The organism is Paracidovorax valerianellae (assembly GCF_900102625.1).
GTDB classification, from domain to species: domain Bacteria; phylum Pseudomonadota; class Gammaproteobacteria; order Burkholderiales; family Burkholderiaceae_C; genus Paracidovorax; species Paracidovorax valerianellae.
Genome location: NZ_FMZC01000002.1, coordinates 430,316 through 451,714, shown reverse-complemented (window position 1 = coordinate 451,714; position 21,399 = coordinate 430,316). Strand labels below are relative to the sequence as shown.

General features: G+C 67.2%; 17 protein-coding genes. 2 read left to right on the top strand and 15 right to left on the bottom strand.

Features of this window, described 5'->3' with window-relative positions; translation table 11 throughout:
• Positions 1–26: 26 nt before the first annotated feature.
• Positions 27–2,489, top strand: a complete 2,463-nt coding sequence (locus BLT03_RS04720; protein WP_092740787.1) for a UvrD-helicase domain-containing protein — start codon at positions 27–29, stop codon at positions 2,487–2,489.
• Positions 2,490–2,540: 51 nt separating this feature from the next.
• On the opposite strand, the gene BLT03_RS04715 is transcribed toward BLT03_RS04720, so the two are convergent.
• The 13 genes from BLT03_RS04715 to BLT03_RS04655 all read right to left on the bottom strand — a co-directional run bounded on the left by BLT03_RS04715 (position 2,541) and on the right by BLT03_RS04655 (position 17,347).
• A complete protein-coding gene (locus BLT03_RS04715; RefSeq protein ID WP_092740785.1) occupies positions 2,541–3,071 on the bottom strand; it encodes a phage tail protein in 531 nt (176 codons plus the stop codon).
• Positions 3,072–3,083: 12 nt separating this feature from the next.
• Positions 3,084–4,373 (bottom strand): ABC transporter substrate-binding protein, encoded by a 1,290-nt coding sequence (locus BLT03_RS04710; protein WP_092740783.1) that lies wholly within the window; start codon positions 4,371–4,373, stop codon positions 3,084–3,086.
• Positions 4,370–5,431 (bottom strand): sulfotransferase family protein, encoded by a 1,062-nt coding sequence (locus BLT03_RS04705; RefSeq protein WP_245711244.1) that lies wholly within the window; start codon positions 5,429–5,431, stop codon positions 4,370–4,372. The genes BLT03_RS04710 and BLT03_RS04705 overlap by 4 nt, the downstream gene beginning before the upstream one ends.
• The gene (locus BLT03_RS04700; protein ID WP_092740781.1) at positions 5,419–6,264 is read right to left on the bottom strand and encodes an aspartyl/asparaginyl beta-hydroxylase domain-containing protein; all 846 of its coding nucleotides are present in this window, start codon (positions 6,262–6,264) and stop codon (positions 5,419–5,421) included. The genes BLT03_RS04705 and BLT03_RS04700 overlap by 13 nt, the downstream gene beginning before the upstream one ends.
• Positions 6,265–6,312: 48 nt before the next feature.
• On the bottom strand, positions 6,313–7,050 hold the full coding sequence (locus BLT03_RS04695) for a collagen-like protein (protein ID WP_092740779.1): 738 nt from the start codon (positions 7,048–7,050) through the stop codon (positions 6,313–6,315).
• Positions 7,051–7,171: 121 nt separating this feature from the next.
• Complete coding sequence (locus BLT03_RS04690; RefSeq protein ID WP_245711243.1) at positions 7,172–8,368, bottom strand: DUF1513 domain-containing protein; 1,197 nt, start codon at positions 8,366–8,368, stop codon at positions 7,172–7,174.
• 4 nt (positions 8,369–8,372) lie between these two features.
• Positions 8,373–9,509, bottom strand: coding sequence for an imelysin family protein (locus tag BLT03_RS04685; protein WP_092740775.1), 1,137 nt, complete (start codon positions 9,507–9,509; stop codon positions 8,373–8,375).
• The gene (locus BLT03_RS04680; RefSeq protein ID WP_092740773.1) at positions 9,506–10,981 is read right to left on the bottom strand and encodes a di-heme oxidoreductase family protein; all 1,476 of its coding nucleotides are present in this window, start codon (positions 10,979–10,981) and stop codon (positions 9,506–9,508) included. Before BLT03_RS04680 ends, BLT03_RS04685 begins: the two co-directional genes overlap by 4 nt.
• Positions 10,982–10,990: 9 nt before the next feature.
• Positions 10,991–12,190 carry an imelysin family protein gene (locus tag BLT03_RS04675; protein WP_092740771.1) on the bottom strand — a complete coding sequence of 400 codons (1,200 nt, stop codon included), beginning with the start codon at positions 12,188–12,190 and terminating at the stop codon, positions 10,991–10,993.
• 521 nt (positions 12,191–12,711) lie between these two features.
• Complete coding sequence (locus tag BLT03_RS04670) at positions 12,712–14,655, bottom strand: PhoX family protein (RefSeq protein WP_092740769.1); 1,944 nt, start codon at positions 14,653–14,655, stop codon at positions 12,712–12,714.
• Positions 14,656–14,987: 332 nt separating this feature from the next.
• Positions 14,988–15,827, bottom strand: coding sequence for a BPSS1780 family membrane protein (locus tag BLT03_RS04665; protein ID WP_092740767.1), 840 nt, complete (start codon positions 15,825–15,827; stop codon positions 14,988–14,990).
• A gap of 78 nt (positions 15,828–15,905) precedes the next feature.
• Positions 15,906–16,856, bottom strand: coding sequence for a homoserine kinase (locus BLT03_RS04660; RefSeq protein ID WP_092740765.1), 951 nt, complete (start codon positions 16,854–16,856; stop codon positions 15,906–15,908).
• A gap of 137 nt (positions 16,857–16,993) precedes the next feature.
• Positions 16,994–17,347, bottom strand: coding sequence for a hypothetical protein (locus BLT03_RS04655; RefSeq protein WP_092740763.1), 354 nt, complete (start codon positions 17,345–17,347; stop codon positions 16,994–16,996).
• 60 nt (positions 17,348–17,407) lie between these two features.
• Between BLT03_RS04655 and polA the strand changes: the two genes are divergently transcribed.
• Positions 17,408–20,218, top strand: coding sequence for a DNA polymerase I (polA, locus tag BLT03_RS04650; protein WP_092740761.1), 2,811 nt, complete (start codon positions 17,408–17,410; stop codon positions 20,216–20,218).
• 56 nt (positions 20,219–20,274) lie between these two features.
• On the opposite strand, the gene BLT03_RS23760 is transcribed toward polA, so the two are convergent.
• Together BLT03_RS23760 and BLT03_RS04640 are read right to left on the bottom strand one after the other, a co-directional pair.
• The gene (locus BLT03_RS23760) at positions 20,275–20,700 is read right to left on the bottom strand and encodes a hypothetical protein (RefSeq protein ID WP_139160320.1); all 426 of its coding nucleotides are present in this window, start codon (positions 20,698–20,700) and stop codon (positions 20,275–20,277) included.
• Positions 20,701–21,333 (bottom strand): peptidoglycan recognition protein family protein, encoded by a 633-nt coding sequence (locus BLT03_RS04640; protein WP_245711242.1) that lies wholly within the window; start codon positions 21,331–21,333, stop codon positions 20,701–20,703.
• Positions 21,334–21,399: the final 66 nt, after the last annotated feature.

The following is a 21,399-nucleotide window of genomic DNA, read 5'->3' as shown; positions in this document are numbered from 1 at the left end:
CAGGTGGAGGTTTCTACAATGGCGAAATGCTCCCACACGACCTGTTTTCCGGCGCGCCAGCGCCTTTCGGTGCTGGCGATGCCGGCCCCGCGCCGCAGTCCGACGCCGCTTCGCCGCTGCTGCAGAACCTGAACGACGAGCAATTGGGCGCGGTCACGCTGCCTGCCGGGCACGCCCTGATCCTGGCCGGCGCCGGCTCCGGCAAGACCCGCGTGCTCACCACCCGCATCGCGTGGCTGCTGCAAAACGGCTATGTCACGCCCGGCGGCATCCTGGCCGTCACCTTCACCAACAAGGCCGCCAAGGAAATGGTGTTGCGCCTCTCGGCCATGCTGCCGGTGAATGTGCGCGGCATGTGGATCGGCACCTTCCACGGCCTGTGCAACCGGCTGCTGCGCGCGCACTACAAACTGGCCGGCCTGCCCCAGGCCTTTCAGATCCTGGACACGCAGGACCAGCTCTCGGCCGTCAAGCGCCTGTGCAAGCAGTTCAGCATCGACGAAGAGCGCTTTCCGCCCAAGCAGGTGCAGTACTTCATCAGCGGCTGCAAGGAAGAGGGCCTGCGCCCCGGCGACGTGGACGCGCGCGACGCCGATGCCCGCAAGAAGGTCGAGCTGTATCAACTGTATGAAGAGCAATGCCAGCGCGAAGGCGTGGTCGATTTCGGCGAGCTGATGCTGCGCAGCTACGAACTGCTGCGCGACAACGACCCGGTGCGCGAGCACTACCAGCGGCGGTTCCAGCACATCCTGGTGGACGAGTTCCAGGACACCAACAAGCTGCAATACGCCTGGCTCAAGCAGTTGGCGGGCGACGTGACCGAAGGCCATTTCCAGGCCCACGGCAGCGTGATCGCCGTGGGCGACGACGACCAGAGCATCTACGCCTTTCGCGGTGCGCGCGTGGGCAACATGGCCGACTTCGTGCGCGAGTTCGACGTGCAGCGCCAGATCAAGCTGGAGCAGAACTACCGCAGCTACAGCAACATCCTCGACTCCGCCAACGCGCTCATCAGCCACAACAGCAAGCGGTTGGGCAAGAACCTGCGCACCACGCAAGGTCCCGGCGAGCCGGTGCGCGTGTTCGAGGCGACCACCGACCTGGCCGAAGCGCAGTGGATGGTGGAAGAGATCCGCCAGCTCGTGCGCAGCGACGGCTTCGAGCGCAAGGAAGTCGCCGTGCTCTACCGCAGCAATGCGCAGAGCCGGGTGATCGAGTCGGCGCTGTTCAATGCGGCGGTGCCCTATCGCGTGTACGGGGGGCTGCGGTTCTTCGAGCGGGCTGAAATCAAGCATGCGTTGGCATATCTGCGCGTGCTGGAGAACCCGCACGACGACACGAGCTTTCTGCGCGTCGTCAATTTCCCGCCGCGCGGCATCGGTGCGCGCACGGTCGAGGTGCTGCAGGATGCGGCGCGCAGCGCAGGCTGCTCGCTGCACGACGCCGTGACAGCGGTGCCTGGCAAGGCCGGCGCCAACCTGGGCAGCTTCGTCGCGCTGGTGGATGTGCTGCGCGAGCAGACCCAGGGCATGACCCTGCGCGGCATCATCGAACAGATGCTGGAGTCGAGCGGCCTGCTGGAGCACTTCCGCTCCGAGAAGGAAGGCGCCGACCGCATCGAAAACTTGCAGGAACTGGTGAACGCGGCCGAGAGCTTCGTCACGCAGGAAGGCTTCGGACGCGATGCCATCGCGCTGCCCGTGGACGAGCACGGCACACCGCTCACGCAGAGCCCGGCCAGCCAGGGGCTCGACCCTTCGCTGCCCACGACCGACGAGCCGCTGCCCGGCGGCGTGGCGGGCATCGTCGATACCGACACCGGCGAGACGCTGTCGCCCCTGGCCGCCTTCCTGACCCATGCGGCGCTGGAGGCTGGCGACAACCAGGCCCAGGCCGGACAGGACGCCGTGCAGTTGATGACCGTGCACGCCTCCAAGGGCCTGGAGTTCGATGCCGTTTTCATCGGCGGGATGGAAGAGGGCCTGTTCCCCCACGAAAACGCCATGAGCGACCGCGAAGGGCTGGAAGAAGAGCGGCGCCTCATGTACGTCGCCATCACCCGCGCCCGAAAGCGCCTGTACCTCAGCCATTCGCAGACCCGGCTGTTGCACGGGCAGACGCGCTACAACGTCAAGAGCCGCTTCTTCGACGAACTGCCCGAGGCCGCGCTGAAATGGATCACCCCCAAGCAGCAGGGATTCGGCACGTTTGCTCCTAATTCAGGAGCTGGCGGCGCATATGGATCAAGCGCCAGGGGCGGATTTGGTTATAAATCTGACTCCTTCGCCAGCCCGCCGGTGCCGGCACAGAAGACCGCGCCGTCGCACGGCCTGCGGGTGGGCCTGGGTGTGTTCCACACCAAGTTCGGGGAGGGCAAGGTGCTGGCGCTGGAGGGAACTGGAGACGACGCGCGCGCGCAGGTGAACTTCCCCCGGCACGGCACCAAGTGGCTGGCGCTGTCGGTGGCCAAGCTGACCGTGGTGGATTGAACCGATGCGGGCTGGCGATAGCGACTGTCGCCGATGCCCGTTCATTCCCGTTCAGTTGCGCGACGGGAAGATGCCTTGGAGTGCAATGATGAAGTTCAAGGCAAGGTAGGGTTGCATGTTCTCGTGCGGCTGGTTGCCTCCGGCAGGTCCGCTGGTCAGTCCCGCCAGATTTCCATCGGGCGACTGGTCGGTGAACTGGTCGTCCCGCCGGTTGGAAGCTGCCAGATATTTGCCATTGGGCGCTGCCGAGTTGCCGGGGCTGCTGCTGACTGACATCACGGTGCTGTGGCTGTGCGTCGGCAGTTGGTTGGAAGTGAGCGTGACGCTTTCCCGCCCCCCCATCTCGCCCTGCACGAAGTTGCTGAGTCCCAGCCCCTGGCCCATGCCCAGGGGCACGCGACCTCGCAGGTCAGGCAGCGCGAATGTGGTCTGGCCGTTGCCGCCATACGTCGTGCCCAGCAGGGAAAAGAGGGCTTGGTTTTGCGAGATGGCAAGTGTCTGGCCCCAGCAGAAAGCCCAATTTTTGGGTGCGAAGTTGCCAGCGAACAGTGTGATCTCACCGAGGAATGGGTCTGAAGCCATGATGTGATTCCGTTAAGTCACGAGATAGGAAGAGCTCCAGCCACTGCGGCCAGGGGCTTCCTGGGCAAGGGCTGAGCCGGACATTGCGTGGGACAGTTGGGTGGTGGCGCCGGCCTGGAGCGGTCCGGCATGCAACCAGTGCGGACCTGAACTTTCCCCGCTCGATGGATCGCGAAGCCTTGTACCCCGAGGGCTGTCACCCTCGCTGCCGCGCAGCGCATGGAGCCGCTGCGCACTGTCCGCCCGGTTTTGCCACTCTGCGAAGCGCTGGCCGGCCTCGAAGCCCAGAAGGGCCGGCCCGCTGAGCCCTGCGGACTGACTCGCTCCCCTGGCAGCGCACTGCGCGGCGATGGCCTGGCATGCGTCGGACCGGGCATCCCAGGAAGCCACGCTGGCCCAGCCCTTGAGTGGATCGACGCTGGCGACTGCCGGTCCATGGGTGAACGGGGTGCCCAGCACGGGATGCCGCGCGTTCGGCCGCAGGCGACTCCATTGCTGTTGAAAACGCAGTGCCTGCTGGCCCGAGTACAGGGCCACGGCGACATCGGCCTGAGCCCCATGCAGTGCCGACCGCAGGCCCGCGAATTCTTCCACTCCACCGGGGAGGCCGGAGATATGCACCGCGACGATCGTGCCGCCCGCAGCCTCGAAAGCGCGCCGGAATTCATGCGGAAAGTCGTATCCGCTTTCCAGGAAACCCATGCACAGCACCGCACGGGTGCCCCAGCGGCGAACCGCTTCGCGGCCCATGAGCGCGCTGGACTGCCACAGCTCCAGCGTGTGCGGGATGAGCCAGGGGGACTTGGCATGGCGATGCACCGGCAACCGGTCGGCGCCGGTATCGCTGGCCAATAAAGGAATGCCGCGCTGCTCCAGTATTGGCACGAGCTCGGTGGCGGATTGCATGGGCAGCCATCCGGCCAGCGCATCGACGGCACCGGATTCCACAGCGGCGCGGGCCTGCCGCACCGCGGCATGGGCGCTGTGCCCATAAGGCAGGGGGTGCCATCGCGGCGCAGCATGCCCGCTGGCCTGAGCGCCTGCTTCCAGCCCGGCCATGAATTCGGCCGACAGCGTGGGATAGCGCGATGAGTCGGGAAGCAGAACGCCAACCGTTCGCAAGCCGCCGTGGCGTTCGCCGTCCTGCAAGCCGGCACGTTGCTGTGCCAGGGCCGACCCTGTGGCCCAGGCCGCTGTGGCTGCGGTGGCGGCCGAGGTGCCCAGGAAGCGGCGCCGGCCAGGCCGCGCGAGGGACGACGTCGGGGTGGGTGTCGAAGAGTTCGAAAGGGTCGAAGAGGTCATGGCGTCGTCATCGGAGTTTCCAGGGCCTCGGAATCTGCTCTGGCAGTGCGCTGCGCCGCTGTGCCGTTCATCGTGCGCAGCGTCTCCAGTGCGTCGTAATGCGGGGCGATCCATTGCTCGGCCAGTTCCCGCAACTGGGCCGGCGCCTGCCGGTGCTTTTGCTCGGCGTCGGGAAAGAATGGGTTGTGCGGGTTTTTCGCGTGCATGCCGAAGGTGGCTTCGACCTGCGCGGCAGCGGGGGCGTCGAGCGCCATGCCGAAGTGCGGCGCCACTTTTTCCAGAATGGCCGAGGGCCACTGCCGGTAGTTCAGCAGCAACGTCCGCTCGGGGCGAAACTGCTGCACCATGCCTTCATAGATGGCGCCCAGGCTGCGGGCCCGGTAGGTGTCCAGTCCCATGCGCAGAGCGTCTTCGAATGCGATGCCCGCCGGGTTGACGCCCAGCGGCCCGCCGGGAATCAGGTAAGCGGCACGCTGTTGAAACTGCGACATCAGCACTTCGACCGGGTCGCGGAACAAAAAGAGCCAAGGCGTTTCAGGCCAGGCCTGGGCGATGCGATCGGCATACGCGGTGGCCCAGCAGTCGCACTTGATGACGAGGTGCGTGCGCTGCACGCCATGCCCCGGCAGCGAAGGTTGCGCCCACGCGCTGGCCACGGCCCGGGCCGCAGGGACCGCCAGCGCCGGGTCCAGCGTGGGCAGCCGCGCCTCGGCCCGCATGAGGTCGTCCAGCAGCGGAGCCTCGGACAGCGTCACGTGCTCTTGCAGCGCGGCAAACGCCTGCGTGACGAGGGTCGAGCCGCAGCGCGAAACGTGAAAAACGATGCCCGACGGCACGAGCCCTGGCGAGGTCTGCGCCCAGTCGAGCAGATCGGCCAGCGGCGTCTGCCGGCGCATGGCCTGGTGGAACGGGCGCTGCATGGCCTCCTGCACGCCGTCGGCAAAGAACGGGGTGCGCGTGACCTCGGGCGACGCGCGCATCCAGTCCACCAGCGGTTCTCCGCCAGGGCCCGAATCAATGCGGATGGGCGACCAGCCCTCGAAATTCAGACGACCCATTGCTGCATCCAGGCTTGCCGGCCAGAGGCCATGGCGGAGAGCACTTCCGCCTCGGTGAACGTCCACCCGCGGGCCTCGCCCAGTTCGATGCAGGCCTCGGCGAAGGCCTCTCGCGAGTGGATGCCGAGCAGGTGGTCTTGCAACGCGGGCTCGGCAAAGACCTGCTCCCGGAACCGCGCGAACCGCCACTGCGGGTCTTGTTCGGGCGGGTAGTCCATGCCCGCATCGCCCGCTGCGATGGCGTCGCGCAGGCGGGGCGTGGCTTCGCAGTCCACCACGAGGTGCAGGCGATCCGTGGCACTTCGGTTCACCACGCGGTGAGGCAGCGAAAAATCCGCGTACCACCATTCCGCGGGGCGCATGGGCACGCGTTCGCCGCCCACGTAAAAGAACACCTCGTCGTGGGTGACCAGCGGCAGGTGCATGCGCACCTCGGCACTGCGCAGCCCCACGCCCGCGTCGGTGTGCTCCAGGATGACTCCGCCAGCATCGAGGCGCAGCACGCGCACCGACTTCAACGGCGCGTCGCCGGCCATGGCGGTGACCAGCGCCCGGATCGCCGGGCACCGCGCCATCGCCGGGCCGTCCTGATAAAGGTCAGCCGTGTATTCGCCCGGCGCGCCGGGCACGGACGAACGGTCCGTGCTGCGCAGCGCGGCCACGTGCCAGCCGCCGTTGTGCTTGGCGAGGTTGAAGTGCGGCGCCCAGCCGGTGCCGGGCAAAGCACGGATTTCCGCCAGTGCCGCGTCGATGTCCACGCCATGCGCGAGCCTGCGCGCGTGCGGAAACGCAGCCTGGGCGTGCTTGGCGGATGCAAATGGGGTTTCGGCCATGGGCGGCGGTGCGGTGTGGAAAGACGCGTGCAGGCGGCGAATCAAAGGCTACTGGGAGCAGATCGCGTAGGCGGTGCAGCTTTGCAGGTTGGCGCGGTACGAGTTGAGGGCGCGCACCGTCCAGCCGAACGCGCCCGGATTGCCGCCGCAGTTGGCGACCGGCCGGCTCTCCCCCAGGTAGACCCCCGCATCTTCCGGCGCGGCCTGACCCGTGCTCGCGGCATGGCCGCCACCCAGCACCTTTTCGCCGGCGTTGCAGCAACTGGTGACCGTGCAGGCCTCATTGCCGACGGAGGACAGGGTGAACTCACGGATCGTCACGCCCGTGCTGACTGAGCCCGGCGTGCCGGTGGGGCCCACCGGGCCGGCGGGGCCGGTGCTGCCCGTGGGGCCAACGGCACCGGTCGCGCCTGTCGGGCCTGCAGGGCCGGCCGTTCCGGTGACGCCGGTGGCACCTGTAGCGCCGGCCGGGCCGGTCGCCCCCGTGGCTCCCGTTGCGCCGGTGGCACCCACGAGGCCCGCACTGCAATCGCCGAGCACACCGCCCGGGCCATGGCAGAGCGGTGCGCCCTGCTGCGGCGTGGTGGCCAGTCCGGGCAGTGCGACGGTGCCGGACGCCTCGTCCACCCGCAGCCGGATCTGCGTCTTGTCGCTGTTGGTCACCGAAAAACCGCCGTTGGCCGGCGGCGCCAGAACGATGTCTGCCGCCAAAGCTGCGTGGCAGTGCAGGGCACCCGCCATGAGGGCGGCGATCAGGCGTTTGCGTTGCGGAGGAAGAAAGGACATGGGCACCCCGTAAGAACGCACGGAGTGTAAGAAAAACGAACCGTTTTGCGACGCTTTGTAATATCTCGTATAACTTTTGTTGGCGTATTCCGCGAAGGAACGCGACCGTAGCGTGCAAATGTCAGGGTTTACCCGCAAAAACCCAGTGGTTGTCGACACGGGCCTTGTTCAGCCCGTCCCCATGCAAATGGGGTTGCGAACCTTGCCCGCGGGCGTCTTCGAGCGTGTGCTCCAGGCCGGCCGCCCACAGCGCGGACCCCTGCACCGCGAGCGCGCACACCTCGGGCAAATCGACCAAACGTTGCCAATCCCCTCGTGGACCGAAGGTGGCGATGCCTTGCGCACGCGGGCAGCTCACGGCCCAGCCCTCGGGGGTGGCGGCGATGCTGCCGCCGTAGCCTCGCAGACCTTCCTGCAGGTTGCCCCGCGACTGCTGGGGGGCCGGCGCGGCGGTCCGCAATGCCTTGCCGTCGAAAAGTGCCAGCACCGGTGCCGTGTTCCGGTCCGCTGGGCTGTCGTGCTCTGCCTGCAACGCGATGCCCAGCACGCTGCCGTTGGGGCTCCACGCCAGGTGCCGCAGGCTCAGCCGCGGGTCGTCCAGCCGCCATTGACCCAGCACTTCGCCGGTGCGGCCGTGCAGTCGCACGATGGACGAGTCCATGGTGTCCAACGCCCGTTTCACGCGGCCGGTTTCGGGTGCGGTGGGCACGCCGCCGTTGGCGACGAGCAACGTCGGCGTGCCGTCGGCTAGGGTGCGGCGATCCCAGATGAGTTCATGCGCATCGATGCCTTGCGTGGGCCACGCTTGCAAGGTGTCCAGCGTGTCTGCGCTGCGCTGCACGACCAGGCTCTGACCCGTTTCGGCATCGGTTTCGGTGGCGTAGAGCAGCCGTCCGTCCGGGGAGGCGATCACGTGGCCGTTGAACGAGCGGGCACCGTCCGACCATTGCCACACCGGCTCGCGCCCAGTGCCGGGCCACCATCGCACCAGCCAGTCGCCCGGCCGGCGCGATGCCGCCACGATGCTGCCGTCGGGCAAGGGGCACAGGCCGTGGGCGCGCGTAGGAATGTCCAGCGTGTGCGTGGCCTTGAGCGGCGTGTTCTGGCCGGTTTGGGTCTCCAGCACGCCGATGCGGTAACCGCCGTCCTCCTGCTGCCAGGCAGCAGCCAGGCGCAACGAACCCGCAGCGGGCGCGGGGCGTCCCCAGGCCGCGGCCAGCGGCACGGCCAGGCCGAGGCCTGCGCCCAGGCGCAGCGCCTGCCGGCGGGACAAAGCCGCCGGCATCAGCGGGGCGCCGTCCGGTCGCGCGGCCGCCATGGCGTCAGTCCCCATCGGCATCAGAGAAGCCGATGCTCACCTGCAGTGCCGGTGCCACTTCCGCCTCGGCCAGGCGTTTGAGCGCGCTCAATTCCTTGGCCGCTTCGAGCACCTGCGGACCGCCCTTGGCTGCGCCGGCTTTCTGGGCCGCTGCCATGGCGGTGTCGATGCGCGCGGCGGTGGCGCGCAACTGGTCGGCCAGCGGGTTCAGGCCCCGCCCGCGCAGGTAGGTTTCCAGCGGCACCAGCGCCTCGCCGGGCTTGGGCAGGGCTGCGCCTTCGGACAGCACGGTCAGGGTGCGCAGGGCCTTCCATTCGGCGGCCCAGGCCTCGGGCGTGAGGCCGCTCGCGGCGCGGGGATAGTCCGGCGCGCGTGTGCCCTGGGCGGCGCGCAAAGGCTTTTCCATGTGAGCCCAGCGCAGGCGTTCGATGCCGCCCACCCATTGGTTGATGAATTCGCCCATGGCCTGGGTGGATCGCTCCTGCTCGTCTTCGGCGGCCCAGTCGGTGGTGGCTGCGGTGTCGAAAGCGGCCTTGAGCGCGACGGCCTCGCGCTCCACGTCCAGGGCCGCTTCCACGGCATACCGGCACGCGGGCGTGGCCGGCTGGGCCGGCTGCGTCCACAGCAGCCATTCCAGCGCGGGCAGGCCCTTGGCCGGTGTGCCCACGCGCTCGAACGCCTTGGCGCCTTGCGGCTGCGTCTTGATGGCGCGTTCGATCAACGGCGGGCGGGTGGGCGCGAAGTCGATCTGGCGCTGCGTGCGCCGTGCGATCACCGGGCCCACGGCCACCGCGCGCAGGCTTTCCCACGCGAGCATGGCGCTGCGCCAGGCGCCGCGTGCGCTGTCCAGCGCCGCGCCGGCCTGCGCGGGCTGCGCGTCGCACAGGGCGCGCAGCGCGGGCGGCAGGGCCTGCGCGGCGGTGGCGAAATCACCCGTCCGCGGCAGCGCCCAGTGGCCGTACAGGCTCTGCAGCGCGTGCGTGGTGTCGTAGAACGGGACGGCGTCGTGCCGCCAGTTGGTCTGCGCGGTGGCGGTGGCCGCCACGCCGGCCAGGGTGCACAGCGCCACGGCGGCCAGGCGGCGCAGGGGTAGGCGCAAGGGCAGCGACTGCAAAGGGCGCAGAGCGGGGGATTTCGTCATAGCGACTCCACGAATTGCACGAGCGCGTCGCGCTCGGCCTTGTTCATCTTGAGCACGTTCTGCTTGGCGCCTTCGGCCTCGCCGCCGTGCCAGAGGATGGCTTCGAGCACGCCGCGCGCGCGGCCGTCGTGCAGCAGGCGCGTGTGGCCGTTCACGTCCTGGATCAGGCCGGTGCCCCAGAGCGGCGGCGTCTTCCACTGGCGGCCATTGGCTGCGAAGTCGGGCCGGTGGTCGGCCAGGCCTTCGCCCATATCGTGCAGCAGCATGTCGGTGTAGGGCCAGATGCGCTGGCCGGAAACGGCCTTGCTGGTCAGGCGCGGGAAAGGGCCTTCCTTGGTCACGTAGCTGGGGCGGTGGCAGGCGGCGCACTGGGCCTGGGCGAAGAGCGCCTGGCCGCGCAGCACCTGCACGTCGTTCACCTTGCGCCGGGCGGGCGGCGCCAGGGTGGCCTGGTAGAACACCACGTCGTCGAAGGTCTTGTCGTCGATCTCCACGCCGGGCTGGCCCTGCTGGCCGCCGCTCTTGCCGCTGGGTGCGGCCAGGCAGTCCTTCTGCGCGGGCGTGCAGGCCTCGTGCGGGAAGTGCCGCGAGGTGATGCCCATGTCGCCCACGAACGCGCCGCCGGTCTGGTGCGCGATGGTGGCGACGTTGCCCTTCCAGCCGAAGCGGCCGATCATCATCCGGGCCGAAGGCGCGTCCCACACGCGGTTGGGCACGCCCTTGACGGGACCGGGCGCCTTGGCCTGGTCGGCGGCGTTGGCCAGGATGTCGGCCTCGTCGATGGCTTCCAGCAACCCCACGCCGATGATCTGCGGCGCGATGCGCGGGCTGATCATCACGTCCCGGTGCATGGGGCCGTACCCTAAGTCGGCGAAGCCGTATTTCGGGGCCAGCAGCGAGTACGGCGTGCCGTCGGCGAACTTGCCGTCGATGGTGTCGTAGCGCAGCGTGACGCGGCCTTCGGGCTTGATGCCGGTGATGCCCGCGTTGTTGAACTGGTCGCCGTACACGGGCTCGTGCAGCGGCCCGCCATGGCCGTCGGCGCCAGGGATCGACAGGCGGATGAGCAGCGCCACCGTCGGGTCCTTGGTCTCGCCCAGGCGGTTGAAGATCTCCGGCGGCGCGCCGCGCCCGTCCTGCACATGGCAGCCCCCGCACGACCGCGCGATGAAGTGCGGCCCCAGGCCGTCGCGCGCCTTGGTCGAGGCGGGCGCTTCCACCCAGTTGCGGCGAAAGAACGAGTTGCCGATGACGAAGCGCGTGCGCTCGTCGTCCGGCAGGTTTGCCGCGGGGAACGAGAAGGCGTTGCGCCCGGTGGCGAACACGGTGGTGTCGCCGCCGGGCTTTTCGCCCAGCGGGTCCGGGTTGCCGCTGGCCACCAGGCCGGTGGCGGCCGCTGCCAGGCCGGCGCCGGCCGCGGCCAGTCGCCAGACACGGCGGCGGTGAAGGGCTTTCAGAAGGGGGAAGGGCATTGCGAAGGGTCAGGGCTGCACGAGGGTCAGCCGGGTGATGCCGATGGCATTGGCGGCAGCGACCAGGTCCTTGGACTGGGCGCTCAGGCTGTCGATGGTCTTTTGGATTCGCTGGCGGCCGGGCGCGTCCTTCTCGCCGATGATTTCGCGGTCGAACGGCGCCTGGATGGCCTCGGCCGCCTTCACCGACGCGGCGATCTGCTGCGTGGTCTTGTCGGCCAGGGCGGCGTCCTTGGCGGCCACCAGGTCACGCAGCGAAGGGCCCTGCACCTGGCTGCCGTCGGCGCGGCGGTACTGGCCCAGCCACACGTTCTGGATGCCCTGCGCATTGGTTACGGCATCGCGGTGCGTGTTGTCGGAAAAGCAGGAATGCTCGTCTTCCTGGTCCTGGCTGTTGAGCGCCACTTCCAGCCGCTCGCCGGCCAGTTCGCCGCGCGAGAGCGAGCCCAGGCCCACCAGCATCTTGCGCACCGATTCCTGGCCGCCCTTGGCGAACTTGGCGCGGTAGTTGTTCTTGGCCTTCGGGTCCCAGGCTTTGACGAGGAACGTGAGGTCGTCGATGAGCAGGTCGGTGACCACGGTCAGGTACTGGCGGCGGCGGTCGGCGTTTTTGCCTTTGCCATCCACGAAGTCTTCGAAGTTGCGGTCGCCGGGGCCGGTCTCGGAGAGGTCCTGGCCCCAGAGGAAGAACTCGATCGCGTGCCAGCCGGTGGCGATGTTTTCCTCGCCGCCGCGCTCGTTCTGCCCGGACAGGGCTTTCTTGGTGATGGCGAACTTGCGGTTGTTCACCAGGCCAGCGTCGGGCTTGCCTTCCACGCTGTCCACGTAGGACTCGTCCATGGGCCACGCGTTGATCTGGCCTTCGGGGCCCTTGTCGTCGTCGATGGGGCCGCCGTAAAAGCGGAAGGCCTCGGTCTGGCCGTAGAACTCGCGCGCGGCCAGCCAGGTCTTGCGGGCCTCGGCCAGCGTCTCTGCCGACGGCTTGGCCGTGAACGCCTTGATGGCCGCCTGCATTGCCTTGGCGGCATTCAGCGCGTCTTCGTAGTTGGCGTGCACCAGCGTGGCGTAGTGCGCTGCCACGGCATTGGCGGTGGCGGGCTGGGAGGCCTGGACGGCGGAACCTTGTGCCTGGGCCACGCCCACGGTGCCGAGCGTGCTGGCGGCGAGCAGCGCGGCGAGGGTGGCGGTTCTGAACAAGGGGGTCGTCATTGGCATCTCCTGGGTTGGCAAAACGGGACGGGACAGGCGCTTTTTCAGCCCGGCCGAAGCGAAGGCGGTGGACCGCGTGCCGCAAGGGCAGCGGCCGGGTCAGCGGCAGCGGGAACAGGCGGCAAGGGCTGGGGCCTCCGGCCGCTCCAGGGCGGCACGGCGCCCGGGTGCGCCTGAGTGAGCGGGCATTATAAGAATGCGAGCCATTATCATTTGAAGACAACCCTTCACCTTGTACCGCCATGCGCGGCAGCCGGGTAAAAGCGGTTCCTGATGCGAATTGGATGGTTTGCTATTATTTTTATAGCTATGCGCCATAGTGGAATATGCGCTGGAGCCGTTTTTTGCTCAAAGCCCAGTCATCCCGACTGCCTTCTGCCGGCCATTGCGGATCGCTGCCGGTTTGCATGGCCGCACCGCATCGAACCTCCCATGAAAAAAGCGAGGCACTGCCTCGCTTTTCGTCAGGTGGCCCGGGCGCGCCGCACTGGCGCTGGCCCGGAGCCTTTGAAGGGCTGCGCTCAGCTCAGCTTCATCTGCGACGGCGTGCCCGTCAGGTAGCCCACGGCCGAGCCGAACTTGTCCTTGTAGTTGGCGCGCACCAGCGGGTCCAGCGTGTCCTTGACCTTGCTGTGGATCGCGCCCCAGTCACCCGCGTGCTGGAAGTTGCTCATGATGTACGTGAAGCCGTTGATCTCGTCCACGGCGTGCAGGCCGGTGGACTCGCCGCCGGCGGGCACCGACATCAGGCGCGACAGCTGCTTGGTGTCCACGTTGTACGCCCACAGGAAGTTGTTCACGTGCTGGCTGCTGTCTTCGCCGATGAACAGCGTGCGCAGCTTTTCGGAGAACTTCAGGTTGTCCGGGTTGGCGATGTTGTTGGGGTTGGCGGTGTTGCCCAGTGCGTCCGCCGTGATGTCTTCACCGGCCAGCAGGGCCTTGGTGTCCACCGGCATCCAGTCGCTGTTGATGGTGCCGCCGCTGGTGTCCTTCTGGCCGCCGCGCAGGTTCAGCGCCATCACGGCGCCGGCCACGAGCTGCTTGGGCACCGAGATGCCGTTGCCCGGCACGTTGGCGGCATTGCCCGCCACCATCGAGGCCTGGATGTTCTGCAGCGCCGAGTAGGCGATCTTGTCCTTGGCGTTGACCGTCGTGCCTTCCATCTTGGTGAAGCCCAGGCTGGCGCCCAGCAGGGCGGCGTAGCGGTGGGTTTCCAGGAAGGCGGCGGCCTTTTCCATGCCGGCGTTCAGCTTGATCCACTCGGTCTTGCCGTTGGTGACGACCTTGGTGAAAGTCGCATCCTTCGGGTCGGCGCTGGCCACCGTCATGATGTCCGTGGGCTTGAGCTTGTTGGCCAGGGCTTCGATTTCGGCGCTGGTGGCCGAGCCGAGCTTGATCCAGGTCAGCGGTGCGGCGCCGGTGGCGGCTGGGTCGATGGAGAAGCCCGCGCCGACCTTGGCGGCGTACAGCGTGCCGGAGGACAGGTCCTTTTCCTTGTCGGCCACGAAGACGAAATAGCCGCTGTTGGTGGCGTCGTCGCCCATCAGCGCGGTGCGCTGGTCGGGCATGACCTGCACCAGTTCGTGCGAGATGCGGCCCATGCAGAAATGCTTCTTGATCGACGCCGTGCCGTCGGCGTTCACCGTCACTTCGGGCATGTGGCCGTAGTGGTAGGGGTTGGCCGCCGTTTCGCTGCCGAACAGGTTCTTGCTGTAGGCCTTGAACTGCGCGTTGGAGGCGATGGTGAAAGCGTCGGGCTCGTACTCTTCGCTGGACAGGTGGGTGCCCCAGGGCGACAGGCTGGCGCCGCAGGTGATCCACAGGCCGTGCACCTTGGAGGTGTCCACGTTGTGGTACTTCACCAGCGACAGCTTGCCGGTGGCAGGGTCCTGGTCCAGGCTCAGCACGGCGATGGGGGAGGGCAGCTTGCCGTACATGTCGGTCTTGCCGTCCTGCGCCCACGTGGCGTATTCGAACTGCACCACGGCGAACACGGGGTTGCCCTTGACGCCATCGACCTTGGCATTGGCCACGGTCAGTAGCGAGGTGCCGTCCGGCGAGTCGGAAAAGAACTGGCGTTCCTTGCCGGCCACGGTGGTGTCGATGATGGCCTTGTTGTTGATGTCCACGTAGCCGCCCGCAAGGATCTTGCCGCCCTTGCCGTCGGCGACCATGTCGCCCGTCACGAAGAACGGCTGGTAGGCCAGCTGGTAGTTCTGCACCGAGTTGTCGCTGAACTTCACGCTCATCGTGGAGCCGACGGTGGTGGTCGCCATGGCGGCCGGGTTGGCGAGCGTGGGCGCGGCCATCGGGCTGAAGCTGGCCGATGCGAACGTGGCGCCGTCGCTGCCGCCGCCACAGGCGGCCAGGAACGACGCGGAAGCGCTGGCGCCCAGCGGCAGCATCGGCACGCCGGCGAGGAATTGCAGGGCCTTGCGGCGGGTGGGCATCGGGGTGTGGGACATCGTGTTGTTCCGGAAAGGGAGAGGTGCGATACGCCGCCGAAGACCACCGTGGGGAGCGGTGCGCCGGCGAGCCAAACGCGGAACCGGCGCTGTGCCGCTTCCACTGCCCGGATGCTAGGAATCGCCCGTGACAGCGATTTGAAGGAATGATGACAGTCGCGTGACGCTGGCGGCTGTCGCGCCCGATGCATCGGGCGCCGTGCGCTGAATCAGACCGTGCGCTGGGCGGCTGCAAACCCGGCGGACGGACCGGACTGCGCGGGTCCGGTTGCCCTGCTGCCCCCCGGGCAATGGCCCCCAAGGGATTGCCCCGAAGGGCTGGCGCGTGCGCCTCAGAGCGGGCCGGGCGGCTCTGCGGCGGTTTCGGGTGTGGGCGCGGGGGTGACCAGGCGCCGCTCCGGTGGCTCGAAGCAGTCGCGGAACGAAAACACCACCGAAGTGAAGAACATCGCAGCCAGCATGAGCGCCGTGCCGACCATGATGCCGCCAGCGATGCCGGCGCCCAGACCCACGACCGTCAGCAGCGTCACGGCGATGCTCACCACGATGCCCGCGCCCAGGAACACACCCGTCCAGGCCAGGCCGTAGACGGTGAACGCGCCGAAGTTGCGCAGGCACGCCACCATGCTGAAGAAAAGGGCCTTCACCGGCGGCACGCCGTGCCAGTGCACCAGGCCCGGGGCGTGCCAGAACAGCAGCGACAGCGGAACGTACAGCGCCAGGGCCACCCACATGGCGGCCTGGAAATCGCCGGACTCGGCCACTTCGCGCGTGAGCTGTTCGCCGCCCAGGTACACGCGGGCGAACTGCCCGTCGTCCACCAGGGCCGAAATCGCCATCACGGCCAGAAAACCCACGGCGTACAGCGCGCCCAGAATCAGCATGTCGCGCAGCCGCTGGCGCCCGGTGCGAAACGCCACCAGCAGCAGTGCCGGCGTCGGAAAGCGCCCCTGCGTGGCCTCGCCCGCGGCCACCATCATGGCCAGCGTGGCCGAGGGCAGCAGGGCCAGCGCGACGGCCGGGCCGATCAGCGGCAGCAGCGTGGCCAGCGACATGGCGGCCATGGTCATGAAGAAAAGCGCCGCCAGCGCCATCGGCTGGCGCCAGAAGACGCGAATGCCGAGCCGGACCCACTCAAGGCCGGCGCGGGCGGGAACGATGTGGAGTTTCATGGGTGGATTGTGGTGGAGGGGCTTCGGCCGTGCGCTGGCCAGGGGCATGCGGCAATCGGCATGCCGCGGGCGCCGTCGTCAGGCATGCACGGGATGTGCCAGGCGTTCGCGCAGAACGCGCTCGAAATGCGTGGGGTCGTGCGGCGTCAGCAGCGAGGCTTCGCGCGGCAGGTAGAAGTCCCACAGCCGCGAGATCCAGAAACGCAGCGCACCCGAGCGCAGCATTGCGGGCAGCAGGGTGCGTTCGTCGGCGGTGAGAGGGCGCACGCCCTGGTAGGCGTCCAGCATGGCGTGCGCACGTTCGGCATGGTGCGCGCCGGTGGGCAGGTCGATGCACCAGTCGTTCAGGCACACGGCCAGGTCGAACAGGAAGGTGTCCACGCCCGCGAAGTAGAAGTCGAAGAAGCCGGTGAGCTCTTCGCCGTCGAACATCACGTTGTCGCGGAACAGGTCGGCGTGCACCGGCCCGCGCGGCAGCGCGGCGTAGCCGGCCGAGGCGGCCACGTGGTTCTGATAGGCCAGTTCGGAGCGCAGCAGCGCGGCCTGGTCCGCGCCGATGTGCGGCAGCACGGCGGGCACGGTCTCGTTCCACCAGGCCAGGCCGCGCAGGTTGGGCTGGCGGCGTTCGTAGTCCCGCCCGGCCAGGTGCATGCGTGCCAGCGTGGCGCCGACGGCGGCGCAGTGCACGGCCTCGGGAGCCAGCTGGCTCTTGCCGCGCAGCTTGCTCACCACGGCTGCCGGCTTGCCGGCCACGCTGTGCAGGATGTCGCCGTGCTTGTCGGCCCGCGGGTCGGGCACGGGAATGCCGGCATGCGCCAGATGCTTCATCAGGTGCAGGTAGAACGGCAGCTGCTCGGCCGTGAGGCGCTCGAACAGCGTGAGCACGTACTCGCCCTGGTCGCTGGTCAGGAAATAGTTGGTGTTCTCGATCCCGCCCTCGATCCCGCGCAGCGATGCCAGCGTGCCCAGTTGCAAACGGCGCAGCAGATCGCGCGCCTCTTTCTTGGAGACTTCGGTGAAGACGGCCATCGCTCAGCGCAAACGAAAAAAGGAAAAGAAAGGGAGGGGGAGAAGAGAAACGGAACCGAACGAAGGCGCTTAAGGCAGCAAGGCGGTAGCAAAGGCTGCCGCGGGTGCCTGCGGGTCGAGGGCGGGGCGTGCCGGCCTCAGAACTTCATCACGTTCCACACGCGGGGTGCGGTGTTGGTCTCTGCGCCGTTGCGGGGCCGGGTGCGTGCGCCTTCGCCGGGCTGGATCTCGTATTCGGGCATGCTGCCGGTCTTTGGCTGCACCGTGATGCTCTGCGTCTGGCCGCCCACGCGCAGCTCATTCACGCGGCTGCCTTCGTCTTCGACCTGGATGCGCTCGACACGCTGGTTCTGGCGGTCGCCCGCTTGCTCCTGATTTGGTAGCTGCTCGCGCTGATCCACTGTGCGCTGGGCCGCATTTTGATCAGTGGTCTGGGCCAGGACGGGGCCGGCAGCCAGTGCCAGCAGGAAGAGAGTGTGGACAGCGCGCATGGGGCGGATTGTAGAGCGCCGCACCCGGCGGGCGCGCAGCGCGGGGCACAATCTGCGGCTATGAGCAAACCCAAGACCCTGGTGCTGGTGGACGGCTCCAGCTATCTGTACCGCGCCTACCATGCCATGCCCGACCTGCGGGCCGTACCGGGCGACCCGGCCAGCCCGGCCACGGGCGCCATCCGCGGCATGGTCAACATGATGCAGGCCCTGCGCCGCGAAGTGCGCGCCGACTATGCCGCCTGCGTGTTCGACGCCTCGGGCAAGACCTTCCGCGACGACATCTATCCCGAATACAAGGCGCAGCGCGCGCCCATGCCCGACGACCTGCGCGCCCAGATTCCGGCGATCCACGAAGTGGTGCGCCTGCTGGGCTGGGCCGTGCTGGACGTGCCCGGCGTGGAGGCCGACGACGTGATCGGTACGCTCGCCGTCACCGCGGCGCGCCAGGGGGTGGAGGTGATCGTCTCCAGCGGCGACAAGGACATGAGCCAGCTGGTGGATGCGCACATCACCATCATCGACACGATGAGCGGCAAGAAGCGCGACATCGCCGGCGTGACGGCCGAGTTCGGCGTGCCCCCGCACCTGATGGTCGACTACCAGACCCTGGTGGGCGACACCGTGGACAACGTGCCCGGCGTGCCCAAGGTCGGCCCCAAGACGGCTGCCAAGTGGCTCATGGAATACGGCTCGCTCGACGCGCTGATGGAGCGCGCGGCCGAGATCAAGGGCGTGGCGGGCGAGAACCTGCGCAACGCCCGCGACTGGCTGCCCACCGGCCGCCAGCTCGTCACCATCCGCACCGATTGCGATCTGGCTGCGCACGTGGCCGGCCTGCCCTCGCTGGACGCCCTGGCCACCGGCGCGCAGGATGCCGCGTCGCTCAAGGCCTTCTACGAACAGTACGGCTTCAAGGGCCTGGCCCGGGCCATCGAAATCCAGGAGACCCCGCCCGAGCTGCTGGAAGAAGATGCGGCCAAGGCCGGCAAGGGCCGTCGCGGCGCCATGGACCCGTCGCCCGGCCTGTTCGACGAGCCGGCCGAAGCCGCTGCGGCGAAGGTCAGCAACCTGCAATACGAAACCGTGCTGACCTGGGAGGCCTTCGACGCCTGGTTCGCGCGCCTGCAGGCAGCCGATCTGGTCGCGATCGATACCGAAACCACCTCGCTCGACGAGATGCGCGCCGAGATCGTCGGCATCAGCTGGAGCGTGGAAGCCGGCACGGCCGCCTATGTGCCGCTGGCGCACGACTATCCCGATGCGCCGGCGCAGTTGCCGCGCGACGAAGTGCTGGCGCGGCTCAAGCCCTGGCTGGAAGACGGCACCCGCAAGAAGCTGGGTCAGCACGTCAAATACGACCGCCACGTGCTGGCCAACCACGGCATCGAAGTGCAGGGCTATGCCCATGACACCATGCTGCAAAGCTACGTGCTGGAAGTGCACCGGCCGCATGGCCTGGGCAGCCTGGCCGAGCGCCACCTGGGCCGCAGCGGCATCAATTACGAAGACCTGTGCGGCAAGGGCGCCAAGCAGATTCCGTTCAGCCAGGTGTCGATCGAACTGGCGGCCGAATATTCGTGCGAGGACTCCGACCAGACCCTGGACGTGCACCGCGTGCTGTGGCCGCAACTGCAGGCCGACGACAAGCTGCGCGGCATCTACGAACTGGAGATGGCCAGCAGCGAGGCGCTGTACCGCATCGAACGCAATGGCGTGCTGGTGGATGCGCCCATCCTCGCGCAACAAAGCCACGAACTGGGCCAGCGCATCCTGCAGTTGGAAACCGAGGCCTACGAGATCGCCGGCCAGCCGTTCAACCTGGGCAGCCCCAAGCAATTGGGCGAGATCTTCTTCGACAAGCTGGGCATGCCCGTGGTCAAGAAGACCGCGACCGGCGCGCGCAGCACCGATGAAGAGGTGCTGGAAAAGCTGGCCGAGGACTACCCGCTGCCTGCCAAGCTGCTGGAACACCGCAGCCTGTCCAAGCTCAAGGGCACCTATACCGACAAACTCGCGCAGTTGGCTCACCCGGCCACGGGCCGTGTGCACACGCACTATGCGCAGGCCGTGGCGGTTACGGGGCGCCTGTCCAGCAACGACCCCAACCTGCAGAACATTCCCATCCGCACCGCCGAAGGCCGCCGCGTGCGCGAGGCCTTCGTGGCCCCGCCAGGGCGCCTGATCGCCAGCGCCGACTACAGCCAGATCGAGCTGCGCATCATGGCCCACCTGAGCGGCGACGAATCGCTGCTGCACGCTTTCACCGAAGGCCTGGACGTGCACCGCGCCACTGCGGCCGAAGTGTTCGGCGTGGAGGTCAGCCAGGTCAGCAGCGAGCAACGCCGCTATGCCAAGGTCATCAACTTCGGGCTCATCTACGGCATGAGCAGCTTCGGCCTGGCCCGGAACCTGGGCATCGAGACCAAGGCCGCCGCGGCCTACATCGACCGCTACTTCCAGCGCTATCCGGGCGTGAAGCAGTACATGGACGAAACCAAGGCCCTCGCCAAGACCAAGGGTTATGTGGAAACGGTGTTCGGCCGGCGCCTCTACCTGCCCGAGATCAACTCGCCCAACGGCCCGCGCCGCAGCGGCGCGGAGCGCGCGGCCATCAACGCGCCCATGCAGGGCACGGCGGCCGACCTCATCAAGAAGGCCATGGTGGCGGTGCAGGACGTGCTGGACGCCGAGCAGCGCGGCGTGCTGATGATCATGCAGGTGCACGATGAACTGGTGTTCGAGCTGCCGGAGAGCGAGGTCGATTGGGTGCGCCGCGAGGTTCCCCGGCTGATGGCGGGCGTGGCGGAGCTGAAGGTGCCCCTGCTCGCGGAAGTCGGCGTGGGGCCGAACTGGGACAAGGCGCATTGATGCCAGCAGCGCGTTGAAGGCCGGCGCGCTCATGGAGGTCCGTCAGCGTTCGTGCATCAACGGCCCATGAGCGCGGGCAGCGCCTTTTCGCAGGCGTCTTCGCAGAGAAACCGTTTCGTTTCAGAGGAGGTGGCCTGCGCCGTCAGGTACCCGGCACCTGCCGCATGGATGCGCCAGGCGTACCGAATGCCGCCCTTCGTCAACGTGCCGGAAAAGCTGCACGGCAGGATGATCGACTCCGCATCGAACCGTGCGGCGGAGACTTCGGTCGCGGTCGAGAAATAGGTTTCCGCATCCTTCGGCGAGAGCGCCAGCGTTTCGCAGCCCATGGAGGCAGTGGTGTGGTCAATGGAGCGCTGAATAGTATCGACGATCAATGTAGATGATATGGATCCTGAATTTTTGATGTGAAGCCCAAATGCGATGAGCAATGCTGCTGTGGCCGCCACCAAAAGGAGAGGAAAAATTTTCAGATGATGCATTCATGCCCCACTGAAAAGATACTTCAATAATTGCGCTCCCTCTGCAGGCTGTTTGCGAGCGATAGCACCGTGAGAGTAGACGTCTGCATTCAGCTTCAATCCATATTCGGCAACTAGCAACTGCGTGAGCCATTTGGTTTGATAAAGCTGCGCTGAGGTCGGTGTTTCATACACTTGGCTGCCTTGAAGAAATAGACCGACTACTTCTATGCCAATGGAGTCACTATTTGCCGGGTAACGTAGTGGGTAGCTCTTGCGATTTTCTGAGTCAGACACGTTCGTTGCACGCCGCCCAAAACTCATACCCCGTTCATGCAGCATCGCGTTGATCGTTTTCAGTTCATCTGGCGCGCAAATGTTTTCGTTTGCACAACGAGGCTGCAGTATCCCAACGTGCCAGCAAGTTTTTAGCAGGCTGGCTGTTTGGTAGATTTTTCCAGACTTGTCGATTAAAAAATGAGCGCCGGTCTTCTGGCCGCCTTTGTAAGCATTTAAAGAACTGCTCGCTGTGGATGAGTCTGTGCGGTGCAAGACTATGGATGTCACTTTTTTTAATGAATCGTGCTCGATGGATGGGAATATCTTGACTTCCACGTTCTGATCTGCAATTAAACCCTTTTCAAGTTTCCCCAATTCCTTCTCCCTTTTTGCTTAGTGAATTTGAAGCGGGCTGATTTTAGCCATATATACCGCTTAGCT

Coding starts and splice junctions, on each gene's coding strand:
- BLT03_RS23760 (WP_139160320.1), bottom strand. CDS start 20,700: ATGCATCATCTGAAAATTTTTCCTCTCCTTTTGGTGGCGGCCACAGCA.
- BLT03_RS04655 (WP_092740763.1), bottom strand. CDS start 17,347: ATGCGCGCTGTCCACACTCTCTTCCTGCTGGCACTGGCTGCCGGCCCC.
- BLT03_RS04670 (WP_092740769.1), bottom strand. CDS start 14,655: ATGTCCCACACCCCGATGCCCACCCGCCGCAAGGCCCTGCAATTCCTC.
- BLT03_RS04680 (WP_092740773.1), bottom strand. CDS start 10,981: ATGCCCTTCCCCCTTCTGAAAGCCCTTCACCGCCGCCGTGTCTGGCGA.
- BLT03_RS04685 (WP_092740775.1), bottom strand. CDS start 9,509: ATGACGAAATCCCCCGCTCTGCGCCCTTTGCAGTCGCTGCCCTTGCGC.
- BLT03_RS04695 (WP_092740779.1), bottom strand. CDS start 7,050: ATGTCCTTTCTTCCTCCGCAACGCAAACGCCTGATCGCCGCCCTCATG.
- BLT03_RS04675 (WP_092740771.1), bottom strand. CDS start 12,190: ATGACGACCCCCTTGTTCAGAACCGCCACCCTCGCCGCGCTGCTCGCC.
- polA (WP_092740761.1), top strand. CDS start 17,408: ATGAGCAAACCCAAGACCCTGGTGCTGGTGGACGGCTCCAGCTATCTG.
- BLT03_RS04705 (WP_245711244.1), bottom strand. CDS start 5,431: ATGGGTCGTCTGAATTTCGAGGGCTGGTCGCCCATCCGCATTGATTCG.
- BLT03_RS04710 (WP_092740783.1), bottom strand. CDS start 4,373: ATGACCTCTTCGACCCTTTCGAACTCTTCGACACCCACCCCGACGTCG.
- BLT03_RS04665 (WP_092740767.1), bottom strand. CDS start 15,827: ATGAAACTCCACATCGTTCCCGCCCGCGCCGGCCTTGAGTGGGTCCGG.
- BLT03_RS04660 (WP_092740765.1), bottom strand. CDS start 16,856: ATGGCCGTCTTCACCGAAGTCTCCAAGAAAGAGGCGCGCGATCTGCTG.
- BLT03_RS04700 (WP_092740781.1), bottom strand. CDS start 6,264: ATGGCCGAAACCCCATTTGCATCCGCCAAGCACGCCCAGGCTGCGTTT.
- BLT03_RS04715 (WP_092740785.1), bottom strand. CDS start 3,071: ATGGCTTCAGACCCATTCCTCGGTGAGATCACACTGTTCGCTGGCAAC.
- BLT03_RS04690 (WP_245711243.1), bottom strand. CDS start 8,368: ATGGCGGCCGCGCGACCGGACGGCGCCCCGCTGATGCCGGCGGCTTTG.
- BLT03_RS04720 (WP_092740787.1), top strand. CDS start 27: ATGCTCCCACACGACCTGTTTTCCGGCGCGCCAGCGCCTTTCGGTGCT.